28 protein-coding genes and 1 pseudogene are annotated in these 24,083 nt (G+C 66.6%); 16 read left to right on the top strand and 13 right to left on the bottom strand.

The features are described 5' to 3' along the window. Positions 1 to 122: 122 nt before the first annotated feature. The 4 genes from J0I42_RS22305 (at position 123) to J0I42_RS22290 (ending at position 2,972) form a co-directional block, all read left to right on the top strand. Positions 123 to 731, top strand: coding sequence for an arylesterase (locus J0I42_RS22305; RefSeq protein WP_291658181.1), 609 nt, complete (start codon positions 123 to 125; stop codon positions 729 to 731). Between the two features lie 81 nt (positions 732 to 812). Then, on the top strand, positions 813 to 1,868 hold the full coding sequence (locus J0I42_RS22300; RefSeq protein WP_291658179.1) for an NADP(H)-dependent aldo-keto reductase: 1,056 nt from the start codon (positions 813 to 815) through the stop codon (positions 1,866 to 1,868). Between the two features lie 238 nt (positions 1,869 to 2,106). Further along, positions 2,107 to 2,679 carry an RNA 2',3'-cyclic phosphodiesterase gene (thpR, locus tag J0I42_RS22295; RefSeq protein ID WP_291658177.1) on the top strand — a complete coding sequence of 191 codons (573 nt, stop codon included), beginning with the start codon at positions 2,107 to 2,109 and terminating at the stop codon, positions 2,677 to 2,679. After that, positions 2,676 to 2,972: a 4a-hydroxytetrahydrobiopterin dehydratase gene (locus J0I42_RS22290; protein WP_291658175.1), complete on the top strand. Its 297-nt coding sequence runs from the start codon at positions 2,676 to 2,678 to the stop codon at positions 2,970 to 2,972. Before thpR ends, J0I42_RS22290 begins: the two co-directional genes overlap by 4 nt. Before the next feature lie 6 nt (positions 2,973 to 2,978). On the opposite strand, the gene J0I42_RS22285 is transcribed toward J0I42_RS22290, so the two are convergent. Then, complete coding sequence (locus tag J0I42_RS22285; RefSeq protein WP_291658201.1) at positions 2,979 to 3,644, bottom strand: RluA family pseudouridine synthase; 666 nt, start codon at positions 3,642 to 3,644, stop codon at positions 2,979 to 2,981. 157 nt (positions 3,645 to 3,801) lie between these two features. Between J0I42_RS22285 and ftsY the strand changes: the two genes are divergently transcribed. From ftsY to J0I42_RS22265, 4 genes are all read left to right on the top strand, one after another. Beyond that, positions 3,802 to 5,070 carry a signal recognition particle-docking protein FtsY gene (gene ftsY / locus J0I42_RS22280; RefSeq protein ID WP_291658173.1) on the top strand — a complete coding sequence of 423 codons (1,269 nt, stop codon included), beginning with the start codon at positions 3,802 to 3,804 and terminating at the stop codon, positions 5,068 to 5,070. An 8-nt stretch (positions 5,071 to 5,078) separates the two neighbouring features. Then, positions 5,079 to 5,702: a septation protein A gene (locus J0I42_RS22275; protein WP_291658200.1), complete on the top strand. Its 624-nt coding sequence runs from the start codon at positions 5,079 to 5,081 to the stop codon at positions 5,700 to 5,702. A 69-nt stretch (positions 5,703 to 5,771) separates the two neighbouring features. Then, positions 5,772 to 6,185, top strand: a complete 414-nt coding sequence (locus J0I42_RS22270) for an MbcA/ParS/Xre antitoxin family protein (protein WP_291658171.1) — start codon at positions 5,772 to 5,774, stop codon at positions 6,183 to 6,185. Next, the gene (locus J0I42_RS22265) at positions 6,182 to 6,895 is read left to right on the top strand and encodes an RES family NAD+ phosphorylase (protein ID WP_291658169.1); all 714 of its coding nucleotides are present in this window, start codon (positions 6,182 to 6,184) and stop codon (positions 6,893 to 6,895) included. Before J0I42_RS22270 ends, J0I42_RS22265 begins: the two co-directional genes overlap by 4 nt. Positions 6,896 to 6,898: 3 nt before the next feature. Here the strand turns inward: J0I42_RS22265 and J0I42_RS22260 are convergent, their stop codons facing one another. Beyond that, positions 6,899 to 7,684 (bottom strand): SDR family NAD(P)-dependent oxidoreductase, encoded by a 786-nt coding sequence (locus J0I42_RS22260; protein WP_291658167.1) that lies wholly within the window; start codon positions 7,682 to 7,684, stop codon positions 6,899 to 6,901. Positions 7,685 to 7,902: 218 nt separating this feature from the next. On the opposite strand from J0I42_RS22260, the gene J0I42_RS22255 reads away from it, so the two are divergent. Then, positions 7,903 to 8,238 (top strand): YkvA family protein, encoded by a 336-nt coding sequence (locus J0I42_RS22255; RefSeq protein ID WP_291658199.1) that lies wholly within the window; start codon positions 7,903 to 7,905, stop codon positions 8,236 to 8,238. A 6-nt stretch (positions 8,239 to 8,244) separates the two neighbouring features. On the opposite strand, the gene J0I42_RS22250 is transcribed toward J0I42_RS22255, so the two are convergent. Next, complete coding sequence (locus J0I42_RS22250) at positions 8,245 to 9,219, bottom strand: NADPH:quinone oxidoreductase family protein (protein ID WP_291658166.1); 975 nt, start codon at positions 9,217 to 9,219, stop codon at positions 8,245 to 8,247. A gap of 186 nt (positions 9,220 to 9,405) precedes the next feature. Here J0I42_RS22250 and J0I42_RS22245 point away from each other — a divergent pair, with 186 nt between their 5' ends. From J0I42_RS22245 to J0I42_RS22230, 4 genes are all read left to right on the top strand, one after another. Next, entirely contained in the window at positions 9,406 to 10,005 is a 600-nt protein-coding gene (locus J0I42_RS22245; RefSeq protein ID WP_291658162.1) for a hypothetical protein, read from the top strand. Positions 10,006 to 10,018: 13 nt separating this feature from the next. Next, the gene (locus tag J0I42_RS22240) at positions 10,019 to 10,441 is read left to right on the top strand and encodes a GFA family protein (RefSeq protein ID WP_291658160.1); all 423 of its coding nucleotides are present in this window, start codon (positions 10,019 to 10,021) and stop codon (positions 10,439 to 10,441) included. Between the two features lie 102 nt (positions 10,442 to 10,543). Further along, on the top strand, positions 10,544 to 11,770 hold the full coding sequence (rlmN, locus tag J0I42_RS22235; RefSeq protein WP_291658158.1) for a dual-specificity RNA methyltransferase RlmN: 1,227 nt from the start codon (positions 10,544 to 10,546) through the stop codon (positions 11,768 to 11,770). A gap of 3 nt (positions 11,771 to 11,773) precedes the next feature. Then, entirely contained in the window at positions 11,774 to 12,253 is a 480-nt protein-coding gene (locus tag J0I42_RS22230) for a hypothetical protein (protein ID WP_291658155.1), read from the top strand. Positions 12,254 to 12,259: 6 nt separating this feature from the next. Here the strand turns inward: J0I42_RS22230 and ggt are convergent, their stop codons facing one another. Beyond that, positions 12,260 to 13,996, bottom strand: coding sequence for a gamma-glutamyltransferase (gene ggt, locus J0I42_RS22225; RefSeq protein WP_291658153.1), 1,737 nt, complete (start codon positions 13,994 to 13,996; stop codon positions 12,260 to 12,262). Between the two features lie 174 nt (positions 13,997 to 14,170). Here ggt and J0I42_RS22220 point away from each other — a divergent pair, with 174 nt between their 5' ends. From J0I42_RS22220 to J0I42_RS22210, 3 genes are all read left to right on the top strand, one after another. Then, positions 14,171 to 14,722 (top strand): LemA family protein, encoded by a 552-nt coding sequence (locus J0I42_RS22220; protein WP_291658197.1) that lies wholly within the window; start codon positions 14,171 to 14,173, stop codon positions 14,720 to 14,722. 106 nt (positions 14,723 to 14,828) lie between these two features. Beyond that, positions 14,829 to 15,629, top strand: coding sequence for a TPM domain-containing protein (locus tag J0I42_RS22215; protein WP_291658151.1), 801 nt, complete (start codon positions 14,829 to 14,831; stop codon positions 15,627 to 15,629). Then, entirely contained in the window at positions 15,629 to 16,234 is a 606-nt protein-coding gene (locus J0I42_RS22210; RefSeq protein WP_291658149.1) for a TPM domain-containing protein, read from the top strand. The genes J0I42_RS22215 and J0I42_RS22210 overlap by 1 nt, the downstream gene beginning before the upstream one ends. Before the next feature lie 18 nt (positions 16,235 to 16,252). Here J0I42_RS22210 and J0I42_RS22205 read toward each other — a convergent pair whose 3' ends face one another. The 9 genes and pseudogenes from J0I42_RS22205 to J0I42_RS22165 form a co-directional block, all read right to left on the bottom strand. Next, entirely contained in the window at positions 16,253 to 17,026 is a 774-nt protein-coding gene (locus J0I42_RS22205) for a DUF1223 domain-containing protein (RefSeq protein WP_291658148.1), read from the bottom strand. A gap of 68 nt (positions 17,027 to 17,094) precedes the next feature. After that, positions 17,095 to 18,075, bottom strand: a complete 981-nt coding sequence (locus J0I42_RS22200) for a lipid A biosynthesis lauroyl acyltransferase (RefSeq protein WP_291658146.1) — start codon at positions 18,073 to 18,075, stop codon at positions 17,095 to 17,097. A 212-nt stretch (positions 18,076 to 18,287) separates the two neighbouring features. Then, on the bottom strand, positions 18,288 to 19,310 hold the full coding sequence (locus tag J0I42_RS22195) for a zinc-binding dehydrogenase (protein ID WP_291658144.1): 1,023 nt from the start codon (positions 19,308 to 19,310) through the stop codon (positions 18,288 to 18,290). Between the two features lie 28 nt (positions 19,311 to 19,338). After that, positions 19,339 to 20,085: an SDR family oxidoreductase gene (locus J0I42_RS22190; RefSeq protein ID WP_291658143.1), complete on the bottom strand. Its 747-nt coding sequence runs from the start codon at positions 20,083 to 20,085 to the stop codon at positions 19,339 to 19,341. After that, entirely contained in the window at positions 20,082 to 21,362 is a 1,281-nt protein-coding gene (locus J0I42_RS22185; RefSeq protein WP_291658141.1) for a beta-ketoacyl-ACP synthase, read from the bottom strand. Before J0I42_RS22185 ends, J0I42_RS22190 begins: the two co-directional genes overlap by 4 nt. Positions 21,363 to 21,373: 11 nt before the next feature. After that, the gene (locus J0I42_RS22180) at positions 21,374 to 22,507 is read right to left on the bottom strand and encodes a beta-ketoacyl-ACP synthase (protein WP_291658140.1); all 1,134 of its coding nucleotides are present in this window, start codon (positions 22,505 to 22,507) and stop codon (positions 21,374 to 21,376) included. After that, on the bottom strand, positions 22,504 to 22,968 hold the full coding sequence (locus tag J0I42_RS22175) for a 3-hydroxyacyl-ACP dehydratase FabZ family protein (RefSeq protein WP_291658138.1): 465 nt from the start codon (positions 22,966 to 22,968) through the stop codon (positions 22,504 to 22,506). The genes J0I42_RS22180 and J0I42_RS22175 overlap by 4 nt, the downstream gene beginning before the upstream one ends. A gap of 228 nt (positions 22,969 to 23,196) precedes the next feature. After that, positions 23,197 to 23,478 carry an acyl carrier protein gene (locus J0I42_RS22170; RefSeq protein ID WP_047580420.1) on the bottom strand — a complete coding sequence of 94 codons (282 nt, stop codon included), beginning with the start codon at positions 23,476 to 23,478 and terminating at the stop codon, positions 23,197 to 23,199. A gap of 205 nt (positions 23,479 to 23,683) precedes the next feature. Next, positions 23,684 to 24,083, bottom strand: a pseudogene (locus tag J0I42_RS22165) (aconitate hydratase); the annotation flags it as partial.

Genomic DNA, 24,083 nt, shown 5'->3' with positions numbered 1-24,083 from the left:
CCGAACGGGGCAGGCTCTCGGCACGGCACGGTCTGCGGCCATATGGGCGCCGTTTCGTGCTTGTCCAATCGGCTGCGACGTTTTTCGTCGCCTTCATGCTGCTTTTTGTCGGGTTCACAGACATGGCCGGCGCCCAGACGTCTCCGTCCAACGCGAGTACAGGGCGCCCGCTGAAGCTCGTCGCCTTCGGCGATTCGCTGTCGGCCGGGTACAATCTGCCGGCCAGCGCGGCCTTTCCGGCGGTGCTGGAGAAGACCCTGCGCCAGAATGGCCTTGCTGTCGAAATCGTGAACGCCGGCGTGTCCGGCGACACAACGCAAGGCGGGCTCGAACGCCTCGACTGGTCGGTGCCGGATGGCACCGACGGCGTCATTCTCGAACTCGGCGCCAACGATGCCTTGCGCGGCGTCGACCCGTCCCTGACCCGGAAAAACCTCGGAGCGATCATCGCCCGGCTGAGCGAGCGGAAAATTCCGGTGCTGCTCGCGGGCATGTATGCGCCGCGCAATCTCGGCGAGGATTTCGCCAAGCGCTTCGATGCGATCTATCCCGAGCTTGCGAAACAACACGGGCTGGTGCTTTACCCGTTCTTCCTGGAAGGCATCGCGGGTGACCGCGCCCTGAACCAGGCGGATGGGCTTCATCCCACGGCCGAGGGCGTCGCCGTCATCGTCCGGACCATCCTGCCGACGGTCGAGCGCTTCATCGCCTCCCTGCCGCCCAGATCCTGATCCGCCAGCGGGTTCTCCGCTTGCGTATCCCCGATTCTTGCATTGCCGCCTGCCGGCCCCTGCCTCCGGAGTTGCTTCGCCATGGAATACCGCCGCCTTGGACGCACCGATCTCAAGGTCTCGGTGATCTGCCTGGGAACCATGACCTGGGGGGAGCAGAACACCGAGGCCGAAGGCCATGCCCAGATGGATTACGCTCTCGAGCAGGGCATCAATTTCTTCGATACGGCCGAGCTGTACTCGATTCCGCCCAAGCCGGAGACGCAAGGCTCGACCGAACGGATCATCGGCAACTGGTTCAAGGCGCGGGGCAAGCGCGATCAGATCATTCTGGCATCGAAGGTCTGCGGGCGCGGCGGCAATACCTGGTTCCGCGACGACAAGAGCCCGACGCGCGTGACACGCAAGCAGGTCTTCGAGGCCGTCGACAAGAGCCTGGAAAGGCTGCAGACGGATTATATCGATCTCTACCAGGTTCATTTCCCCGAGCGGCCGATGCCCTGGGGCTCGAACCCGACGCGCTTCTCCAAGGACGCCTATGCCTCGGCGGCCGATGAGACCTCGATCGCCGAGCAGCTCGACGCCTTCGCCGAGGTGATCAAGGCTGGCAAGATCCGCCATCTCGGCCTGTCCAACGAGAGCGCCTGGGGCACGATGCGCTTCGTGGCCGATTCGGAACGGCGCGGCACGCCGCGCGTGCAGTCGATCCAGAACGCCTACAGCCTGCTCAACCGCACCTTCGAGACGGCTCTCGCCGAGGTCGCTTTGCACGAGGACGTCGGCCTTCTCGCCTACTCGCCGCTGGCGCAGGGCTATCTCACCGGCAAATATCTCGACGGAGCCCGTCCGGCGGGTGCGCGCACAACCCTGTTCGATCGTGGCCAGCGCTACCAGACGGAAGGCGCCGAGGCGGCGATCAAGCGCTATGTCGCGCTCGCCCGTGATGCCGGACTCGATCCGGCCCAGATGGCGCTCGCCTTCGTCAACAGCCGTTCCTTCGTCACCGCCAACATCATCGGCGCGACCACGATGGAGCAGCTCAAGACCGATATCGCCTCGATCGACGTGAGACTTTCGCCGGACGTCGAAGCGGGAATCGATGCGATTCACCAGCTCTTCGGCAATCCCTGCCCGTAACGGCTTGGTTCCAACCTGAACGCAGCTATCCCGGGTGACCACAGGTCGACCCGGGATTCATGCCTGAACCTCGACCGGAGGCGCTCCTGCATGGCTTCCATATCGGCGTCGCTGTGCGGCTTGTCCGGGATGACGCGGTGGGGATCAGTTACGGTCATGGTCCAAAAACAATTCCCCTGAGCCGGCTTCCTGCACTACCGTCTCGCCAGAGTCACAATCACTTGGCAGGGATTCGCTCATGCCGAGACTGTTCATCGCTCTGGAAATCCCCGCCGAGGTCGCGACCGGGCTGACATTGCATCGCGGCGGATTGTCGGGTGCGCGCTGGATCGAGCCGGCCGACTATCACATCACACTGCGATTCCTGGGCGATGTCGACCGACGCATGGCGAACGATATCGACTATATGCTCTCCGACCTTTCGGCCTATCCGTTCGAGATCACGCTCGATGCGCTCGGCAGCTTTGGCGGTGACAAGCCGCGGGCTCTGTTCGCTCGGGTACAGCCGAGCAAGGCGCTGACCGATTTGCAGAGCGATCTCGAACGCCAGATGCGCCGCCTCGGCCTATCGGCAGAGGGACGCAAATTCGTGCCGCATGTCACCCTGGCGCGCCTGCGCGACACGACTCCCATCGAGCTCGCGCATTTTCTGAGCCTGCACCCGATCGTCCGCCCCTTCACCTTCACGGCGCGCCGGGTGGCCCTGATGTCATCGCGCGATTCGATCGGCGGTGGGCCCTATGTGCTGGAGGCAGCCTATCCGCTCGGCCCCTCCTACCCGAATCGCCTGTCGCGGGAGATGCGCCGATGACGCGGCCGAAGCGACTCTCGCCTGAGGCACAGGCTGAAGCGCTGGCAACCCTGACCGGCTGGAAGCTGGCGCAAGGGCGCGAGGCCATCGCCAAGCGCTTCGTCTTCCGCGATTTCAGCGAGGCCTTCGGCTGGATGACACGGGTCGCTTTGCTGGCCGAGGCCATGAACCACCATCCGGAATGGTCGAATGTCTACCGCACCGTGGATGTCACGCTGGCGACCCATGATGCCGGCGGTCTCACCGAGCTCGACGTCAAGCTCGCCAAGGCGATTGACGCACTCGCGAGCTGAAGCGGCTCAGCCCCGAGGCTCCCACCCGCAAGCCCGCAGCGCGGCCAACATATGTGGTGGCGGCGGGGCTTCGACCGTGATCGGATCGCGCTTCTTGTAGAGCGGCACGGTGATTGCGCGAGCATGAAGCTGGAGGCCGGGGCCGCCCTCGCGCGGAGCATCGCCATAGATCTCGTCGCCGAGCATGGGCCAGCCGGAAGCCTGGCAGTGGACACGCAATTGATGCGTCCGCCCCGTCAGCGGCTCCAGCGCCAGCCAGGCCAGAGGTCCGTGTTCGCTCTTGCCGCGACCGAGCACGCGGTAGCGAGTCTGGGAGGGCAGGCCGGCGGGATCGACCTTCATCCACCAGCCACGCTCGGGCGAGCGTTTGGCGAGGGGCAGGTCGATTAATCCCTCGTCCCGTGCAGGCTCGCCCTGCACGATCGCCCAATAGGTCTTGTCGATGCGCCCGTCGCGAAACATCTGGTTGAGCTCGGCCATGGCGCGGGGATGCCGGCCGAGCACGAGGCAGCCGGAGGTGTCCTTGTCGAGCCGGTGGGCCGCTTCGGGCTTGCGCGGCAGGCCGAAGCGCAAGGCGTCGAGGTAGTCGGTCAGGACGGGAATGATGCGGCGCTTGGCCTGCGGCCCGCGATGCGAAGGCAACCCGGCGGGCTTGTCGATGACGAGCATCATGGCGTCGCGATAGAGCAGCGGCACCGGCAGCTCCCCGTCGATCTGCCCGTCAGGGTACGAATTTTCTGGTCGGTCCGGCTGCGCCATGGCATTGCGCTAGCGAAGCCGGCCCGGCGGCGCAACCAAAGATGCCTGCCGAACCGAAGACAGGATGACGATGAGCGAGACGGAACCGAAGAAGCGCGGCTTCTTTTCGAGGCTGTTCGGGCGTGACGAGGAACCGTCCAAGCCGGCTCCTGCCCCGGAGACGGTGACCAAACAGGCCATCGAGCCTGTCGAGGAGCCGAAGCCGGAGGTCGAAGAGGCGGCTCCTCCGCCGGTCGCGGAGGCTGAAGCGCCTGTCATCGAAGCACCGGCTGCCGAGCCTGTCCCGCCACCTGTTCCGGTTGAGGAGGTTGCGCCTGCGGTCGAGCCGGAGCCGGAACCTGTCACCGCCGTGGCTCCGCAGCCCCAGCCGATCGTTGCTCCCGAGCCTGCTCCCGCCCCGGCGCCGCAGCCGAAGCGGAGCTGGTGGCGGCGGCTGACCGAGGGGCTGTCGCGGACATCCTCGGCGCTAACGACGGGGATCACCGACCTTTTCACCAAGCGCAAGCTCGATGCCGGCACGCTGGAGGACCTGGAAGACATCCTGATCCAGGCCGATCTCGGCCTTGTGACCTCCGCCAAGATCGCCAAGGCCGTCGGCGACGGCCGCTACGACAAACAGATCGATCCGGCCGAGGTGAAGGCGATCCTGGCGCGCGAGGTCGAGACGATCCTCGTGCCCGTCGCCCGGCCGCTGGCGATCGATGCCACGAAAAAGCCGTTCGTGCTGCTGATGGTCGGGGTCAATGGTTCCGGCAAGACCACGACGATCGGCAAGCTCGCGGCGAAATTCCGTGCCGAGGGCAAATCCGTGATGCTCGCGGCTGGTGACACTTTCCGCGCTGCGGCGATCGAGCAATTGCGGGTCTGGGGCGAGCGCACCGGGGCCGAGGTCGTCTACGGCCAGCAGGGCGCCGACGCGGCTGGCCTCGCCTTCGAGGCGCTGCAGAAAGCCAAGGCGAACAATACCGACGTGCTGCTGATCGATACGGCCGGGCGCCTGCAGAACAAGCAGGGGCTGATGGACGAGCTCGCCAAGGTTGTTCGTGTCATCCGCAAGCAGGACGCGAGCGCGCCACATGCGGCCCTGCTGGTTCTGGACGCCACCGTCGGCCAGAACGCGATCAGCCAGGTCGAAGCCTTCCGCGAGACGGCGGGCGTGACCGGGCTGGTCATGACCAAGCTCGACGGCACGGCGCGCGGCGGCATTCTCGTCGCGCTGGCGGCGCAGTTCGGCCTACCCGTGCATTTCATTGGCGTCGGCGAGAGTGTCGAGGATCTGGAGCCGTTTTCGGCGAGCGATTTTGCGCGTGCGGTTGCGGGATTGGGAGAGGCGGCGTGAGCGAGACGATGCAGCAACCGGCCGGGACGGTGGAGAAAGGCAAGACTGTCAATCCGCTGCTCAAGCTCGCGCTGGAGTTCGGGCCGCTCGCGATCTTCTTCTTTGCCAATTCCTATGGCGACCGGCTGTTCCACGTCGCCGAGGACCGGCGCATCTTCGTCGCGACCGGCATCTTCATCGCGGCATCGCTGATCGCACTGGCGCTGTCACGTGCTCTGATGGGCTACCTGCCGCGCATGGCGATCGTGAACGCGATCGTCGTCACCGTCTTCGGCGGTTTGACGCTGGCGCTCGACGACGCCTTCTTCATCAAGGTCAAGCCGACCATCGTGAACGCGCTGTTCGGCTCGGTGCTGCTCGGCGGGTTGTTCTTCGGCCGGTCGCTGCTCTCGCTGGTGCTGGAAACGGTGCTGCAACTCGACGAGGAGGGCTGGCGCAAGCTGACCTTCCGCTGGGGCCTGTTCTTCTTCGTGCTGGCGGGGCTGAACGAGGTGGTCTGGCGCACGCAGACGCAGGATTTCTGGGTCGCTTTCAAGGTTTGGGGCGTGATGCCGCTGACCATGGCTTTCGCCCTAGCCCAGACGCCCCTGATCCTGAAGCACGAGATCAAGCCAGCGAAGACCGAGGAATAGGTCGAAAATCGCGGCTACTTGCCATTTGGCAAGACTATCTCCATTTTATGCCAAATGGAGAACGATGCCATGACCGGCCTGCTGCGCATCGAAACGGCTCAGCGCGATTTCGTCCCCGATCCGATCACGGAGGAGGAGGCGGCCGCGATGTTCCGCGCCGCGGTCAACCTGTTCCGACTCTGGCGGATCACCGACGAGGAAGCGGCGGTGCTGGTCGATCTGCCGGTCAGGAGCTACCGGCGCTGGAAAGCCGGCGAGATCGGCCGCATCTCGCGCGACGGCAAGGCCCGGCTCTCCAACCTGATGGGCATTCACAAGGCGTTGCGCCTGATCTTCACCGAGCCGCAGCGCGGCTATGACTGGATCAAGCGACCCAACAGTGATTTCGGTGGCAGATCGGCGCTGGATGTCATGCTCGGCGGCGAACTCACCGACCTGATGCGGGTGCGCCGCCTGCTCGATGCCGAGCGGGGCGCCTGGTGATCGATCCGGCGAGCCTGCCAGTCGCCGGGATCGAATGGCGCGGGGCGGTCCGGATCATCCGCAGCATCTTCCCGCCGATCGATCTGTTCGAGGACATCGCCGACCCCGCTGACTGGCCGCTGCTGATCGCGGCCGAGCAGAAGACCAATCCGCGCCTGATGGAGACGATCGGCAATCTCGATCTGGTGCCGGCCGAGCGGCGCGTCTCGGGGCCGGGCGCGAGCTGGCTGATGGCGCCCTTCACCCATGTCAGCCCGGACCGGCCGAGCCGCTTCAGCGATGGCAGCTTCGGCGTGCTCTATGTCGGCGACCGCTTCGAGGTGGCGCTGCTGGAGACGATCTACCATCACGCCCGCTTCATGCTGGCGACAGCCCAGCCGCCGGGCTGGACCTCGCAATTCCGCGAGATCGTGCTGGAGGTCGACGCGGAGCTTCACGATATCCGGCCGCTTGGGGCCGAAGCTGCGCCGGTGCTCGACCCCGCCGACTATGCCGCGAGCCAGGTGCTCGGTATCGGCTTGAGGGGCCTCGGCTCGGCCGGCATCGCCTACCCGAGCGTGCGCTGCCCCGGCGGGGAATGCGCCGGGCTGTTCTATCCGGATGGCGCGAGCCATCCTGTGCAGGGCCGGCATCTCGACTATCACTGGAACGGCGAGCGCGTGGACCTCTACCGGGACCGCAGTGCCGGCGAGGTTTTCCGGGTCGTCTGAAAGCTATTTCGGCGCGAGGCGAATTGCGCCGTCGAGGCGGATCGCGGTGCCGTTCAGCATGTCGTTTTCGATGATGCTGCGGGCGAGCGCGGCATATTCGGCCGGGCGGCCGAGGCGAGAGGGATGCGGCACGGAGACCGCGAGCGAGGCCTTGGCGTCGTCGGGGAGGCCGGCGAACATCGGGGTCTCGAACAGGCCAGGCATGATCGTGACGATGCGGATACCGACGCCGGCGAGGTCGCGCGCGATCGGCAGGGTCATGCCGACGACGCCAGCCTTGGAGGCGGCATAGGCGGCCTGACCGATCTGGCCGTCCTCGGCCGCGACCGAGGCCGTGCAGATGATGACGCCGCGGCTGCCATCCTCGGTGACCGGATCGAGCCCGGCGAGTGCGACGGCCGACTTGGCGATGATGCGGAAGGTGCCGGTCAGATTGATCGCGACCGCCTTTTCGAAGGTGGCGAGGTCATGGGCGACGAGCTCGCCGGTGTCGCGCTTCTTCGAGACGACGCGGCGGCCCGGCGCGATGCCGGCGCAGTTGACGATGATGCGGGCGACGCCATGGGCGGCGCGGGCCTTGGCCAGCGCTTCGTCGACCGACGCCTCGCTGGTGACGTCGCAGAGGGCGAAAACGCCGCCGATCTCCCTGGCGATCGCTTCGCCGCGCTCGGCATTGAGGTCAAGCAGCGCGACCTTGACGCCCTGGCTGGCCAGCATGCGCGCGGTCGCCTCGCCGAGGCCGGAGGCGCCGCCGGTGACGATGGCGGCAAGGGAGGAATCGAGTTTCATGGCGCGTTTCCCGTCAATCCTGTTCCGACAGCCGGTTTAGAGGTCGTTTTGCCTCGCTCCAAGCGGGTTTTGCGGATGGCCTCTTGTGCAGGATTTCGCCGGGGCCATCTTTCGACATGGCGCTTCGATGGGAGGCGCGCGATCATCGGCGTCATCGAACGCCAAGGAGTAAGACAGGGATGAGCGAGGGGTTCAGCGCAAGCTTCAGCCGCGAGGAGATGGAGGCGATCCGCAAGAGCCTGCGTGACGAGTCGAAGTTCGGCGCCGATTTCATGGCCCGGCTCAAGCGCGTCGCGAAGCGTATTCCGTTTGCGGAGGATCTGCTGGCGGCGTGGTTCTGTGCGCGCGATCCGGCGACGCCGCGGCGCGTGCGGCTGACGCTGCTCGCCGCGCTCGGCTATTTCGTGCTGCCGATCGACGCCATTCCCGACATCATGCCGCTGCTCGGTTTCACCGACGACGCAGCGGTGATCGCGGCTGCCATCGCGGCCGTTGCCGGCTCGATCACGATCGAGCATCGCGAGCGGGCCAAGAAGGCGATGACGGAGCTGTAAGGCTCGTCACAGCGTCAGCACGACCTTGCCCTTGGCCTTGCGGTCGGCGATCAGCGCATAGGCCTCGGTCCAGCGTTCGAGCGGGATCGCGGCGTGGACATGGGCGCGGATATGGCCGCCTGCCGCCCAGTCCAGCAGGCGCTCCATATTGCGCCGGTGGCCGGCCGGGTCGCGTGCGACGAACTGGCCCCAGAACACGCCGCGCAGGTCGCAGCCCTTCAGCAGGAGCAGGTTGAGCGGGATTTTCGGGATCCCACCGCCGGCGAAGCCGATGACGAGATAGCGCCCCTCCCATGCCATCGCGCGCAAAGCCGGCTCGGCCAGTTCGCCGCCGACCGTGTCGTAGAGCACGTCGACGCCGCGGCCTTCGGTGATCTTTTTCAGCGCGGCGCGGATATCGTCCCGCGCATAATCGATCTCTTCCTGCGCACCGTGCTCGCGGGCGAGCGCCAGCTTGTCGACCGAGGAGGCGCAGGCGATGACATGGGCCCCGAGCAGGGCGCCGATCTCGACCGCGGCGAGCCCCGCCCCGCCGGAGGCGCCGAGGACAGCCAGCGTCTCGCCGGCTTTCAGCCCGGCGCGCTGGATCAACCCATGCATGGCGGTGCCATAGGTGACGAACAGACCGGCCGCCTGGGCATCGTCGAGCCGGTCGGGAATACGGATGACCTGATCGGCGGAAACGGCGACCTTTTCGCGCGCGGCGCCATAGCCCAGCCAGGCCGCGACGCGCTCGCCGATCTGCCAGCCGGCGACGCCCTCGCCGATGGCGGTGATGGTGCCGGCGCATTCGGCCGAGGGCGAGAACGGGAAGGGTGGTCTGGTCTGATAGCGCCCCTGGATGATCAGCGTGTCGAAGAAGTTCAGGGCGGCTGCCTTTACTGCGACGACGACCTCTCCGGGGCCGGGTTCGGGATCGGGCAGATCCCGAATCGCCAGTTCTTCGGCCGGACCGTGATGGTCGCAGAGCAGGGCCTTCATCGTCGATCCGTCATTCCTCGCCCGAGGCGGCGATCCTGCCATGGTCACAGGTGCAGCGGAACCGCCCTGCCACCATTCGCATTTTCGCCAGGATCGTGACACTCTATGCCGCCGTCCCCGCGCGAGCCTGCCTGATCAACAGGTGGTAAACGCGGTATTAAGTTTTTTAGTGACTGATGGCGGTCCATGATCAGCTCGTTCCTCCGCACCCGCGACGCCGCTCTTTCCCGTTTCGCCATTGCGCTCGGCCTGATGGCCGGGCTTTTCGGCGTGGCCACGCTGTCGGCCGAGGCGGCTCCGGCCAAGCCGAAGCCTGCCGCAGCGGCGGCCGCCAGCTCCGGCCAGGGCCAGGCCATGCTGTTGGAGACCGCCGGCAAGTGGCAGGCATTCTCGTCGCACCAAGGCCGCTCCAAGGTCTGCTACGCGCTGTCCAAGGCCGAGACCCGCATCCCCGCCAATCTCAAGGATGTCGAAGGCTTGCTCTTCGTCTCCAGCCGGCCGGGCGAGGGTGTGCGCAACGAGATCAGCTTCGTGATGAATTTCGACCTCAAGGAAGGGGTCGAACATCAGGCGATCATCGGCAACGAGCGCTTCGCGCTGGTCGCCAAGGGCCAGAACATGTGGCTGAAGAACCCGGCCGAGGAGCCGCGCATGCTCGACGCGCTGCGCCGTGGCTCCGGGCTCGAGGTCAAGGGCACCTCCAAGCGCGGCAACCCGACCAGCGACAAGTACTCGCTCGCCGGCATCAGCCAGATCGTGAAGCGGGCCGAGGACGCCTGCAAGTAAGGCGCCTCAGGCGATGGCTGCGGGCGCAGCCGCGGTGGAGCGCCGGCTGAAGGGCCGCTGCTTCTGTGGGCAGTCGCATTTCGAGGTCGCGGATGCCTTCCGCTACGCCGCCAATTGCCATTGCTCACAATGCCGTCGCACGACGGGATCGGCTTTCAAGCCATTCGCCGGGATCGAGCGGACGAAACTTGCGTTCACTGCGGGCGCGGATGCCCTGCTGATCGTCGGCGAGCCCGACACGCACGATGCGCATTGCGGCCGCTGTGGCTCGCTACTATTCTCGGTGGTCCGCGACGGGGCTTATGTCCATGTCGCGCTCGGCACGCTGGAAGACACGCCGGGCATCCGTCCCAGCCATCACATCTTCGTCGGCTCGAAGGCGCCCTGGTACGAGATCACCGACGATCTGCCACAATTCGAAGGGTATTCCCCCTAGGCGGATGGCGCCCGCGAATCGTGCAATTTCCGATTCTTCCCGAATTGTGCTAGGGAGCCGCGAAATCCCGCGCCTTCCCCGATGGGCGACGACAGAGCTCCGATGACCGCAACCGTTTCCGCTACCGCCGCCCCGGCGGCCGAACCTGTTTTGCGACGCCCCTCGCTGGTCGGGCGCACGCGCACCGGCCTCATCGAGGCGTTGGCCGAGATCGGCGTGCCCGAGAAGGAACGGCGCATGCGCGTCGGCCAGCTCTGGAACTGGATCTATCATTACGGCGTGCGCGATTTCGACGCGATGACGACGATCGGCAAGGGCCTGCGTGGGCAGCTCGCCGAGCGTTTCTCGCTCGATCTGCCCACTGTCACCGCCGAACAGGTCTCGACCGACGGCACCCGCAAATGGCTGATGCGCATGCCCTCGACCGGCCCGCATGACCGCGGCGCCGAGATCGAATGCGTCTATATCCCCGAGGTCGACCGCGGCACGCTCTGCGTCTCCAGCCAGGTCGGCTGCACGCTGACCTGCACCTTCTGCCACACGGGCACGCAGCGCCTGGTGCGCAATCTCAAGACCGAGGAGATCGTGGCGCAGGTGATGGTGGCGCGCGACCGGCTCGGCGATTTCCCGAACCGCGCGGCACCGGACGGCGCCTTCGTGCCGAACGATGGCGGGCGCTTCGTCTCGAACATCGTCTTCATGGGCATGGGCGAGCCGCTCTACAATTTCGAGGGCGTGCGCGATGCGATCGCCGTGATCACGGACGATCAGGGCCTGTCGATCGGGCGCCGCCGCATCACCGTCTCGACCTCGGGCGTGGTGCCGCAGATCGGCCCGCTCGGCGAGGAGATGGGCACGATGCTGGCGATCTCGCTGCATGCGGTGCGCGACGACCTGCGCAACGAGCTGGTGCCGCTCAACAAGAAATACCCGATCAAGGACCTGCTCGAGGCCTGCCGGAACTATCCCGGCCTGTCGAACGCGAAGCGCATCACGTTTGAGTACGTCATGCTGAAGGGCGTGAACGATTCCGATGCCGAGGCACGCGAGCTCGTCCGCCTGCTCAAGGGCATTCCGGCCAAGATCAACCTGATCCCGTTCAACCCGTGGCCCGGCACCAAATACGAGTGCTCGGACTGGGACCGGATCGAGCGCTTCTCCGAGATCGTCTTCCGTGCGGGCTATGCCTCGCCGGTGAGGACGCCGCGTGGGCGCGACATCCTCGCCGCCTGCGGCCAGCTCAAGAGCGAGACCGAGAAGCTCTCCGCCCGCGCACGGCTGATGCTGGACGAGGCGCAGGTTGACGCTCCTGCCGTTGCGGCGGAATAAGCCTTGCTGCGCTGGCTGCTGCTGATCCCGTTCGCCTGCCTCGTCGCGATGGGGGCGGGCGTGTTCTTCCTGGGCATGGCGAGCTTCGCTTCGCCGGCCGTGGCCATGCTGATCGGCGGCGGCATCGAGCGGTTGGTCGACATCCTGTTCGGGCTCGCCGAGAGCGGGATCGATCCGGCGCCGGCCGCGCAGGCGGCCTTCGCGCTGATCGGGAAACTCGGACTGGCGATCATTGTCGCACCAGTCGTGCTGGTGGCAGTCGGTTCGGAACTGTTTCGCTTGCGCAGCGGCCTGCTCCAGAGCGGCTTCACCGGGCTCCTGGCCGCGCTGCTGCCTCTCGCCATGCTCAGGCTGTCGCGGGCGCCGAGCACGGCCGAAATCCAGATCATCTCCGGCCTCTTCCTGGTCGGTGCGGCGACGGGCTTCGTCTATTGGCTGATCGCCGGGCGCGGTGCGGGTGGCGAGCGCCCGGCGCAGCCGTAACGCTGCTCAGTCCCCGATCGCGACGCCTTCGCGCCGGCCATCGGCGCCGCCGAGAAAGCCTTCAGGCGTCTTGACGATGGCCTGCGTGCCGGAGGTCATCTCCAGCAGGCGGACCTCGTGGCCCTTCGCCTCCAGCGCGGCCTTCCAGGCCTCGGCCTCGGTGCCCTTCTCCAGCTCGGTCGGGCCGTTGCGGCTGCCGAAATTGCCGAAATCGACGGCCTGCTGCGGGTCCATCTTCCAGTCGAGCAGGGCGACCAAGGTCTTGGCGACATAGCCGATGATCTGGCTGCCGCCGGGCGAGCCGACCACGGCATGGAGCCGGCCGAAAGCGTCGAAGACAAGCGTCGGCGCCATCGAGGAACGCGGCCGCTTGCCGGGCTCGACGCGATTGGCGACGGGCTTGCCGTCCTCCTCGGGGGCGAAGTTGAAATCGGTCAGCTCGTTATTGAGCAGGAAGCCGCCCCTGGTCATCAGCCGGGAGCCGAAGCCGTCCTCGATCGTCGTGGTCATGGCGACGGCATTGCCGTCGGCATCGACCACCGAGATATGGCTGGTGCCGTTCTCGATGCCGTCGGAGGGCGCGAGGAGCTGCGCACGCCGATGCGGCGGGTCGCCGGGCTTGGCGCGGCCCATCGAGCGCTCGGGACTGACAAGGCCGGCGCGCGAGCGGATATAGTCGCGGTCGATCAAGCCGCGTACTGGCACGCTGATGAAGGCGGGGTCGGCGAGGTAGAGCGCGCGATCGGCGAAGGCGAGCCGGCCGGCCTCGCTGAACCAGTGCGCGGCGTCCGCGCCCGGTCCCATGCGGCGCAGATCCTGGCCTTCGAGGACGCCGAGCATCTGCTGGAGCGCGACGGCGCCCGAGCTCGGCGGGCCCATGCCGCAGAGTCGCCAGATGCGATAGGCGCCGCAGACGGCCTCGCGCTCCTCGATCTTGTAGGCGGCGAGATCGGCGAGGGTCATGTCGCCGGGATTGGTCGGGTGGCTGGTTACCGTCGCGACGATGTCCTCGGCGATCGCGCCCTTGTAGAAGGCCTCTGAGCCTTGCGCCGCCACGGCCCGCAGCGTTGCTGCGAAGGCCAGGTTCTTAAGGACGGTGCCGACGGCCTTGGGCTTGCCGTCCGGCTCGTAGAAATAGGCGGCGGCGAGCGCATTCTTGGGCAGGTCCTTTTCACCAGCGAGCAGGCCGTTGAGTCGCGGCGAGATCGCGAAGCCTCCTTCTGCCAGCTTCAGCGCGGGCGCGACGACATCGGCCCAGGGCAGCTTGCCCCAGCGGCGATGTGCCTCTTCCAGCAGCTTCAGCGTGCCGGGCACGCCGACAGATCGGCCGCCGACCACCGCCTCCCGGAACGGCATCGGCTTGCCGTCCCTCATGAAGCGATCGGGCTTCGCGGCGGCGGGTGCGGTTTCGCGGCCGTCCAGCGTCGTCACCTTCCGGCCGGCCTCGTCCCAATGGATGAAGAAGGCGCCGCCGCCGATTCCGGAGCTCTGCGGCTCGACGAGATTGAGGACGAGCTGGATCGCGATGGCGGCGTCCGTCGCGCTGCCGCCGGCGTGCAGGATGTCGCGTCCGGCCGTCGCGGCCAGCGGATTGGCAGCTGCGGCCATGAAGCGCTGGGCGGTTCCCAGCGATTTGACGGCTCGCCCGGTTGCGGCCTCGGGAGCGGGAGCCTGTGGCTGGGCGACGGCGATCTGGGCGGCGAGCAGGGCGGGCGTCAGGGAGAGGAGGAGAGACAGGCGCATGGCGAAGCTCCGGTGAAGCATGCAGGATAGGCTATTCGCCGCGGCCTGACAGCTTGGATGGACGGGCGCTGGCGGTTAAAGTCCGAATCGCTTGTTCTGACGTTGCCAAAAGGGGTTTTCGGCATGTCGATTGTGACTCAACTTCGCCGGCCGCTCACCTGGCTCATCCTCGGCATGCTCGGCATCGCGCTCGCCGGCTGCGGCTACAACAACGTGCCGACGCTGGAGGAAAAGGCGAAAGCCGCCTGGTCCGAGGTGCAGAACCAGTACCAGCGCCGCGCCGACCTGATCCCGAATCTCGTCGAGACGGTGAAGGGCTATGCCGCGCAGGAGCGCGAGGTCCTCACCGCCGTGATCGAGGCTCGCGCCAAGGCGAGCCAGGTCAAGGTCGATGCCTCGACCATTAACGACCCCGCGAAATTCAAGGAGTATCAGGACGCGCAGAACCAGCTCACCGGCGCGCTCGGTCGGCTGCTCGTCACGGTCGAACGCTACCCGGAGCTGAAGTCCAACCAGAATTTCCTCGCCTTGCAGTCGCAGCTCGAAGGCACCGAAAACCGCGTCGCGGTGGCCCGGCGCGACTACATCCAGGCGGTACAGGCCTTCAACACCGAGATCCGCACCTTCCCGGGTGTGATCTGGGCGAAGCTGTTCTGGGGCGCCAAGCCGATGGAGACCTTTACGGCGACCGCCGGCGCGGAACGGCCGCCAGCGGTGAAGTTCTAAGGTCGGCCGGCTGAAACCTGTGGTCACGACCAGCCCGTCATGTCCGGGCCTGACCCGGGCATTTCCTGACAGAGATTCTCGGGTTTGCATTTCGGTCCGCCCGAGAATGACGCCTTGGCATGCAGTTGCGCTTTTACTGCTTTTGCTCTGGAGCAGCTTCGCCCTCGCCGCCGAGCCTTCCTATCCCGCGCTGACGGGGCGGGTCGTCGATGGCGCCAACCTGCTCGCGCCCGATATCCGGCAGCGGCTCGAGGACAAGCTCAAGGCGCATGAGGACAAGACCTCCGATCAGGTCGTCGTCGCGACGGTGCCGTCGCTTCAGGACGTCGCCATCGAGGATTTCGCCAACGGGCTCTTCCGGCACTGGAAGCTTGGCCAGAAGGCCAAGAACAACGGTGTCCTGCTGATCGTCGCACCGAAGGAGCGCAAGGTCCGCATCGAAGTCGGCTATGGCGTCGAAGGGGCGCTGACTGACGCGCTTTCGAAGGTCATCATCACCACGGCGATCGCGCCGAAGTTCAAGAGCGGCGATTTCGCCGGGGGGATCGAGGCCGGCGTCGACGCCATCCTGACCATCCTCGCGGGCGATGCCGAGGAATGGCAGCGCAAGGCCGAGGTGCGCTCGGACGAGAGCACGCTGGGCGAGGATATCGCCGTTGTCATCGCGATGATCTTCATCTTCCTGTTCATCGTCGCGTTCCTGCGCGGCCTGAACCAGCAGGGCGGCTTGCGCCGCCACCGCCTGCGCAACGGACAATGGGTGACGCTGCCGCAGAGCACGGGCTGGAGCACTGGCTCGGGGTCCAGCTCGGGCTGGAGCGGTGGAGGCGGCTGGAGCTCGGGGGGCGGCGGATTTTCAGGTGGCGGCGGCTCCTCGGGCGGCGGCGGGGCTTCGGGAGACTGGTGATGGATGCAGCCGACAGGGATGCGATCGCGGAGGCTGTGCGCCGGGCCGAATTGCAGACGGCGGGCGAGATCGTCGTGGTGATCGACCGGGCGGCGTCGAGTTATCGCAATGTCCCGGTGATCATGGCGCTCGCGCTCGCGCTCTTCGTGCCCTGGCCGCTCTTGTGGCTGACGGTGATGAGCGCGCCGCGCATCTTCCTGCTTCAGTTGATCTGCGCCGCCGCCCTGCTGGCGAGTCTGCTCTGGTACGGCCGGGGCGGGCGTTTCGTACCCGGCTTCGTGAAGCGCGGGCGGGCGCATGATGTGGCATTGCGCGAATTCACGGCGCGTGGCCTGACTCGGACGAAGGGGCGCACCGGTGTGCTGCTCTATATCGCCCTGCAGGAACGCTATGCCGAAATCCTCGCCGATACCGGCATCGACGGGCTGGTCGAGAAGAATACCTGGCGCGGTATCATCGAGCCGCTGCTTGCTGCCGCGCGCGAGGATCGCCTGACCGAGGGGTTGATCGTGGCCGTCGGCTCGGTCGGGACCGTGCTGGCGCAGCATGCGCCGCCCGTGCCCGGCGATGTCGACGAACTCTCGAACAAGGTGATCCTGCTTTAGGCAGCAGTGCTGAAATGCTCAGCGCTTCGCCAGACCCTTGGCGGCGCCAAGGATCGCGCCGGGCATCATCAGGCCATGCTTGCCGGGTCGCTCGGCCTGGACGACGACGACATAGCCGTCCGCCTCGGGTGCCTGGGTTGCTGAGAGCGGCGCGGTGACAATCGTTTCCTTGCCGGTCCAGTCGCCGACACGGACCATGCCGCGCACGACATTGGCGTAAGACAGCGTGCGGCCCTGGTTCTCGCCGCGCGTGACCGGAACTGCCGCCTGATGCGTGGTCGGCAGGACCCAGATGCCGGCGCTGGTCTCGCTCTCGCCTCCGGTTGGAGTGACCCGGATCTGGAGAGCGCCGTTCTCCTCCTTCAAGTCGACCGTGGCGGCGAAGCCGGTCGCCGCGAGCTGATTCACCGTCTTCTCGATTTCCGTCCGTTCCGAGCCGATCGCATGGGCGGCGCCGTTGATCACGACCTGCGGGGTATAGACCTGTCCGTCGCCGCGGGCCTTGGCGTAGAATTTCTGACGCTTGGCGAAGGAATCCTTGCCGAGCGTGTCCTTCCAGCCGAGATAGTCCCAATAGGTCACGGGCAGGGTGAGCGCGATCAGTTCGGGCTCCTTGGCCAATTCGACGACAAGTGCATCGGCCGGCGGGCAGGAAGAGCAACCCTGGCTGGTGAAGAGTTCGATCACCGCCTTCACTGGTTTCGCGGGCGCTTGCGCCAGCGCCTGTGCTGCTGCCATGCCGAAGGCAAAGGCGGCAACGGTCGCTGCGAGATGGCGCGGGCGAGGGAACATGTTCTGGACTCTGCGGACGACTTCTTTTCCTGAGGTTACCAAAGCCCGCAATCGGCGCGCGAGGGAAATCACGTTGCCTTGAAAACGGGGATGGTCGCGCTGGCGTGATCGAAGGCTTCGCGCGCTGTGGCCGGGATCATGTTGGGCCGCCAGCGGCGATGCATCCAGAGCCATTGCTCGGGATATTCGCGCACCCAACCCTCGACGACGGCGGTCATCATCGCCATCGCGCCCTGTACGTCGATCTCGCCATTGGCGTCGCGCGGCAGATCGAGCGGTGGCGTCAATTCCAGCCGGAAGCGGTGGTTCGGCAGGCGGATGACGCGCACGCCATGGACCGGGCATTCGAAGCGCCTGGCGAATTTGCCCATGATCGGATTGGTCAGGGCGGGGCGGCCGAAGAACGGCACGACGACGCCGCGGGTGAAATGCTGGTCGATCAGCATGCCCAGATGGCCGCCATTCTCCAGCACGCCCTGCATCGCGAAGGCCGCGCCCTGTTTCGCGGCAGCCAGCCCGCCCATCGTGCCGGAACGGATCTCGTGGACGACGGCGGCGATCGCGGGATCGTTGGGCGCACGGAAGACCGCGGTGGTCTCGAGATCATAGGCCTCGGCGCAGATCGCCGGCAGCTCCCAGTTGGCGAGATGGGTCGAGAAGATCAGCCCCGGCTTCTCGTCGTCCTTGAGCGCAATGAAATGCTCGATGCCCGTGACCTCGACGCGCGAGGGCTTGTCGGGATTGAGGTAATCGTAATCGAAGAGTGTCTTGAGATGGGCGTATTCGCCGGCGACGCGGCCGAGATTTTCCCAGGCGCCGCGCGCGATGCGCTTGACCTCAGCCTCGTCCTTCTCGGGAAAGGCTGCGCGGATATTGGCCAGCGCGACGCGGTTGACCGGAATCAGGGGGCTCGCGGTTCGCAGCAGCCAGCCGCCGAGATCGCTGGCGCGCTCGGGGCCGAGCAGGCGCAGGAAGCCGAACAGGGCGCGGATCACGCCGATCATCACCGCGGCGCCGGCGCGCGCGGCGATAGCCTTCAATCGTCTCAAGGTCGGTCCTGCCCCAGAGCAGGCCCGCGTCGCTGCGCAACGCACACCTGCTCTACCTCTTCGTTTGGTGGCATTTTCTTCACGCGAACCGGTATCCACTTCGCTTGAAAATGCTCTAACTCGCCCGTGCCGAGAGCAAGACCGGGCCTTAAACCGGCGATCTGGGGCAGGAAGCGGTCCGCGTCAAGTGCTTGGCGGGAAACAGGTCCCGGTCAGAAGGCGATGACGACCTTGCCGAAGACCTTGCGGCCCTCGATCCGGGCGAGGCCCTTCTCGAATTCGGCGAGCGGGAAAACCGAATCGATCACCGGTTTCATGCCGCCGGCCATCTTCTCCAGCGACTGCGCGATGTTCTCGATCCGGCAGCCGAAGGAGCCGGTGATGCGGTATTGCTGCTGGAAGAGCTGCATCAGGTTGATCGTGGCCGAGGGACCGGAGGTCGCGCCGCAGGTGACGAGCCGGCCGCCGCGCTTCAGGCAAAGCAGCGAGCCGTTCCAGGTGTCGGCGCCGACATGCTCGAACACGACATCGACACCCTTGCGGCCGGTGAGCTTGCGGACGACGCCCTCGAAGCGGTCCTCGCGATAGTTGATGACATGATCGGCTCCGAGCGCCTTGGCCTTGGCACCTTTCTCGTCGTCGCCGACGGTGGTGTAGACCGTGCAGCCGATCGCCTTTGCCATCAGAATCGCGGCCGTGCCGATGCCGGAGCCGCCGGCATGGACGAGCACGGATTCGCCCGGCTCCAGCCTGGCGTTGTCGAAGAGCATGTGCTGGACGGTACCAAAGCCGATCGGCGCGCAGGCCGCATCCTCGAAGGAGACGCCCTTCGGCGCCTTGATGATCAGGCGGGCCGGGCGGTTCAGCAATTCGCGGGCGAAGCCGTCGATATGGAAGCCCATGATGCCGGCGACGTTCTCGCAGAGATTGTCGCGGCCTTCGCGGCAGGCCTTGCACTGGCCGCAGGTATCGGCGCCATAGGCGGTGACGGTGTCGCCCGGCGCAAAGCCGGTGACGCCCTCGCCGACGCAGACGATCTCGCCGGCCGCCTCGACGCCCGCCGCCTGCGGCATCTTGCGCTTGGCAAAAGCCATGCCACGGAAGCCCCAGAGGTCGAGATAGTTCAGTCCGACCGCCTTGATGCGGATCTGCACCTCACCCGGAGCAGGCGGCGGCGGCGGCTCGATCTCTTCCAGGCGCAGGTCGCGATCGCCGTGGAGCTGGAGGGAACGCATCGGTTTTCGACCTTTCAGAACAAAGGTATCAGCGGTGGACGCCGAGCTGCGCGGTCAGGCCGCCGTCGATCGGCAGCACGGTGCCGCTGATATAGGCGGCGGGCTCGCTCATCAGGAAGGCCGCCAGGCCGGCGACCTCTTCCGGCTTGGCGAAGCGTCCGGCCGGAATCTGTGCCTGCATCTTGTCGCGATAGGCGGCATAGGGCGCCATCATGTCGGTGTCGACGAAGCCCGGCGCGATCACGTTGACGGTGACGCCGCGCTTGCCGGTCTCGACCGCGAGCGTCTTCGCATAGGAGATCAATGCGCCCTTGGATGCCGCATAGGCCGCGTTGCCCGGGTTGCCGCGCAGCGCGGCGACCGAGCCGATCGCGACGATGCGGCCGGAGCGGGCGCGGATCATGGTACGCATCAGGCTCTTGGCGAGGCGGGTGAAAGCCCAGAAATTGACCTGCATCGCCGCTTCCGCCTTGTCCTGCGTCATCATCGCGGCGAGCGAATCATAGGGCTGGCCGGCATTGTGGACGAGGCCGAAATAGCTCTCGCCCTCGCGCGCCTCGCAGAAGGCGTCGAGCGCTTCCTTGTCGGAGAGGTCGAGCGGCAGCGCGGTGATGCTGCGGTCGGGATGGCTTGCCGTGATCTCCCCGGCCAGCGCCTTCGCCTGATCGGCGGAGGAGCGGAAGGTGAAGTCGACATCGTGGCCGGCGGCTGCGAGCGCGCGCACGATCGCGGCGCCGACACCCTTGGCGCCGCCGGTGACGAGAATTTTGGTCATGCGGCCTCCGGAGGCGCCGTCAGCACAAGGCAGGTGTTCTGGCCGCCGAAGCCGAAGGAATTCGAGATCACCGTGCGCACCTTCGCCTTGCGCGCCGTGTTCGGCACGACGTCGAGTGCGATGGCGGGATCGGGGTTCACATAATTGATCGTCGGCGGGATCGTGCCGTTGGCGATGGTCAGGAAGGAGATCACCGCCTCGACCGCGCCGGCTGCCGTCAGCGTATGGCCGATCATCGATTTGTTGGAGGAGATCGGCAGGCTCGCCATGCGCTCGCCGAAGACGGCGGCGCAGCTCATCGCCTCCATCTTGTCGTTTTCGGGCGTCGAGGTGCCGTGGGCGTTGATGTAGTCGACGTCGTCTGGCGTCAGGCCGGCATCGGCGATCGCATCCTGCATGGCGAGGATGGCGGGCTTGCCGTCCGGGCTCGACCGCGTGCGGTGGAAGCCGTCGCCGCGTTCGCCGCAGCCGGCGACGATGCCGAGGATGGTCGCGCCGCGCGCGAGCGCATGGTCGTAATCCTCCAGCACCAGCGCGCCCGCGCCCTCGCCCATGACGAAGCCGTCGCGGTTCTTCGAGAACGGCTTGGCGGCGCCTTCCGGCGGGTCGTTCTGGGTCGAGAGCGCCGAGAGCAGCGAGAAGCGGATCAGCGCCTCGGCATGGATCGAGCCGTCGGTGCCTATGCACAAGGCTGCCTGAGTATCGCCCCTCCTGATCGCCTCGACGCCCATCTGAATTGCGGTCGCGCCGGAGGAGCAGGCGGTCGAGAGCGAGATCGGCGAGCCCTTGGTGCCGAAGCGGTCGGCGATATGGTCGGCGACGCCGCCGAAGACGAAGAGTTCGTGCATCGCCCGGTATTTGCCGGTCGCGGCAGCGCGCAGCAGCCCGTCATAATCGACCTCGCCGGAGACGGCCTGGGCCATCTCTTGCTTCTGCGGCCATTCCATCTCGACGGGCGGGACGGCCATGAACAGCTCGCCGGGGAAATCGCCGTTGGTGCCGAGACCACTCTGACCGACCGCTTCTTCAGCGGCGAGCGTCGCGAGCTTCTCTGAGAGTTCAGGAGCGGAGAACGGGCCGTCGAACAGGAAATCGACGGTGCCGCCGATGCTGGTCTTCAGCCCTTCGGTGGGGAAACGCTCGATGCGGTGGATGCCGGATTGGCCTGATGTGAGGGCCTGCCAGTTGGTCTCCTTGCCCTGGCCGAGCGAGGTGACGACGCCGAGCCCGGTGACGGCGACGAGCGGACGGCCCTTGGCGTCGCGATGCGTGGTCATGGCTTCAACCCTCACGCTTGAACAAGATGCGCGGCGCCTTCGCCACGCCAATGGCCGGCGCCGGTGACGATCGCTTCCCTGGCTTGCCCGGCCGACAGGGCGATCGCGGCGAGCGCCACCGAAACCGGGAAAGCCGCTTCGACGGCATGGCCCACGAGATCGCCGGTCGCGATGCGCTTCGCGGAAGGAGCAGCAGCGGCGATGGCGGCCGCTTCTTCACCGGTGATACCGGCGCAGCCGGTGGCGGCGGAGATGGCGAGCGCGTCGCCCGCGATCGGGCCGAAGTCGCCGAGCAGTTTCGCCAGCGCCGACCGGATCGAGCCGGCCTCGCGGCGGCTGCGGGCAGCGCTGGTCTGGCTCAGCTTCGCATAGGCCCTGGCGCCGCGGGCGGCGGCGCGTTCAGCCGATTCGAGCACGAGGAAGGCACCGGCGCTGCCGGTGATCAGGCCGGGTGCATTCTCGCGTTCGAAGACAGGCTTGAAATCGTCGCGGTGCAGATAGCCGCCGAGTTCGAAGAGCAGCAGCATGTCGCGGCGCTCGGCATTGTAGGCGCCGCCGACCAGCATCAGGTCGGACTGGCCGGAGGCGATGCGGGCATGAGCGGTGCGGATCGCGTCGACGCCGGCCTGTTCCTCGCCCATGAAGGTGCGCGACGGGCCGGTGATGCCATGGACGATGGCGATATTGCCGGCGAGCAGGTTGGAGAGCTGGGCCAGGAAGAGGGTCGGCCTGAGATCGCTCATCAGGCGCTCGTTGAGGAAGGCGCCGGGGTCGTTGGCGCCGCGCAGGCCTTCGAGGATCGCCGCATCGACGGCATGATCACGCTCGCCGCCGCCGGCGGCGACGATGACCTGCAGGGCGCTCTTGGCCTCGGCATCGTCCTTCAGCCCGGCGGAATCGAGGGCAAGGCCTGCCGAATAGACGCCGAGCCGCTGCCAGGGCTCCATCTGGCGCTGATCGGATTTCTTCGGGATCTGCCTGTCGAGCTCCAGCGCCGCCAGTGGATGGAGCGGATAGGGTTTGAAGCTCTCGGTATCGACGACCGGCGGACAGCCCGCGGCAAGCGCGGCGGCATGGGCCTCGACGCCTTCGCCGAGACTCGACGCGATGCCGATGCCGGTGATGACCACGTCGCGGCGGCTCATGGGGCAGGCTCCGGCGTCAGGCCGATTGTCTTGATGCGGCTTAGCATCAGCGCGCGCATATCGGCGGGGAAAGGCATCAGGCGGAAGCGCAGATCGGCATCGCAGATCGGCTTGCCTTCGCTGGTCAGCTTCACCTTGGTCGCGGCGTAGCCGGAGCCCTCGATGACGAGCTCGGCGCTGGCTTCCAGCTCGGTGCGGGGCTCGACGAAGGTGCGGAAGCGCGCCTTGTCGACCGTCATCAGGAACGGCATCTGCGAGAGGCCGTTGAGGCCGAGCAGGAGATAGCCGGAGGCCTGCGCCATGGTCTCGGTCAGGAGCACGCCGGGCACCAGCGGATGGCCGGGGAAGTGGCCTTCGAAGACCGGGCTCTCGGCGGGGACGGTGGAGCGCGTCACGATGCGCTTCTGCGACGGATCGAAGGTCACGACCCTGTCGATCATGTCGAAATATTCGAGACGCATGTGATCCTTGGCTCTGTCGGCTTGGAGGATATCCGCGATTCTTCGAGGCGCGGGTATCCTCCTACTCTTTGTTGGGTCGCATTTTCTTCACGCGAACCGGTGCCCACTTCGCTCGAAAATGCTCTAGAACGGCGCAAGGCCGCGGCACGGATCGGATGATCCGCGCAACGGCCCCTATGCTCTATCGGGAGCGAGGCGCTGGCTCAAGTCCGGCGGCTCGCGCAGGGGTCACGCCTTCTTGGCGGCGACGAGGTCGTCGATGCGCTTGCAGAGGTTCTCGAGCACGAAATACTGCTCGGCCGGGGCCTTGCCTTCGTTGACTTCCTGCGTCCACTGCTCGAGCGGCAGCTTGATGCCGAAGGCCTTGTCGATCGCGAAGGCGATGTCGAGGAAGGCCAGGGAATCGATGCCGAGATCTTCGATCGCGTGGCTCTGCGGCGTGATCTTCTCCCGCGGAATATCGCAGGTTTCGGAAATGATGCCGGCGACCGTCTCGAACGTGGCGGACATGCTGCGGGTGCTCCCGTCTGTTGTCGGTGATGGCGGACGACATCCGAGCGCGGGATATCGCCCAGCGCCTGCCCCAAGTCGCCACCGAGGATGACTGAACCGCCCCCTTACACTGCGGCGGGCGCGAGGACAACCGGGAGGCGCCCCCAATGAATCATGGCCGGCTTGCGCCGGCCATGACCTGTCTCGTTGCTGCGTTTGCGGCTTACGCGGCGAGGCCGCGCAGCACGTAATGCAGGATGCCGGCGTTCTTGAAGTAGTCGATCTCGTCCAGCGTATCGATGCGGCAGAGGATCGGCACCTTCTTCACGGAGCCGTCGGCATAGGTGATCTCGGCTTCCATCATCTGGCGCGGCTTGACGTTGGCCAGGCCATGGATGGTGACCATCTCGTCGCCCTTCAGGTCGAGCGAGGCCCAGCTCGTGCCTTCCTGCAGGGTGAACGGGACGACGCCCATGCCGACCAGGTTCGAGCGGTGGATACGCTCGAAGCTCTGGGCGATGACCGCCTTGACGCCGAGAAGGTTCGTGCCCTTCGCGGCCCAGTCGCGCGAGGAGCCGTTGCCGTATTCGACGCCGGCGAAGATCACCAGCGGCACCTTCTCC

This window comes from Allobosea sp. (assembly GCF_017308015.1).
Classification (GTDB): domain Bacteria; phylum Pseudomonadota; class Alphaproteobacteria; order Rhizobiales; family Beijerinckiaceae; genus Allobosea.
This window is presented reverse-complemented; position numbering and strand designations above follow the sequence as displayed.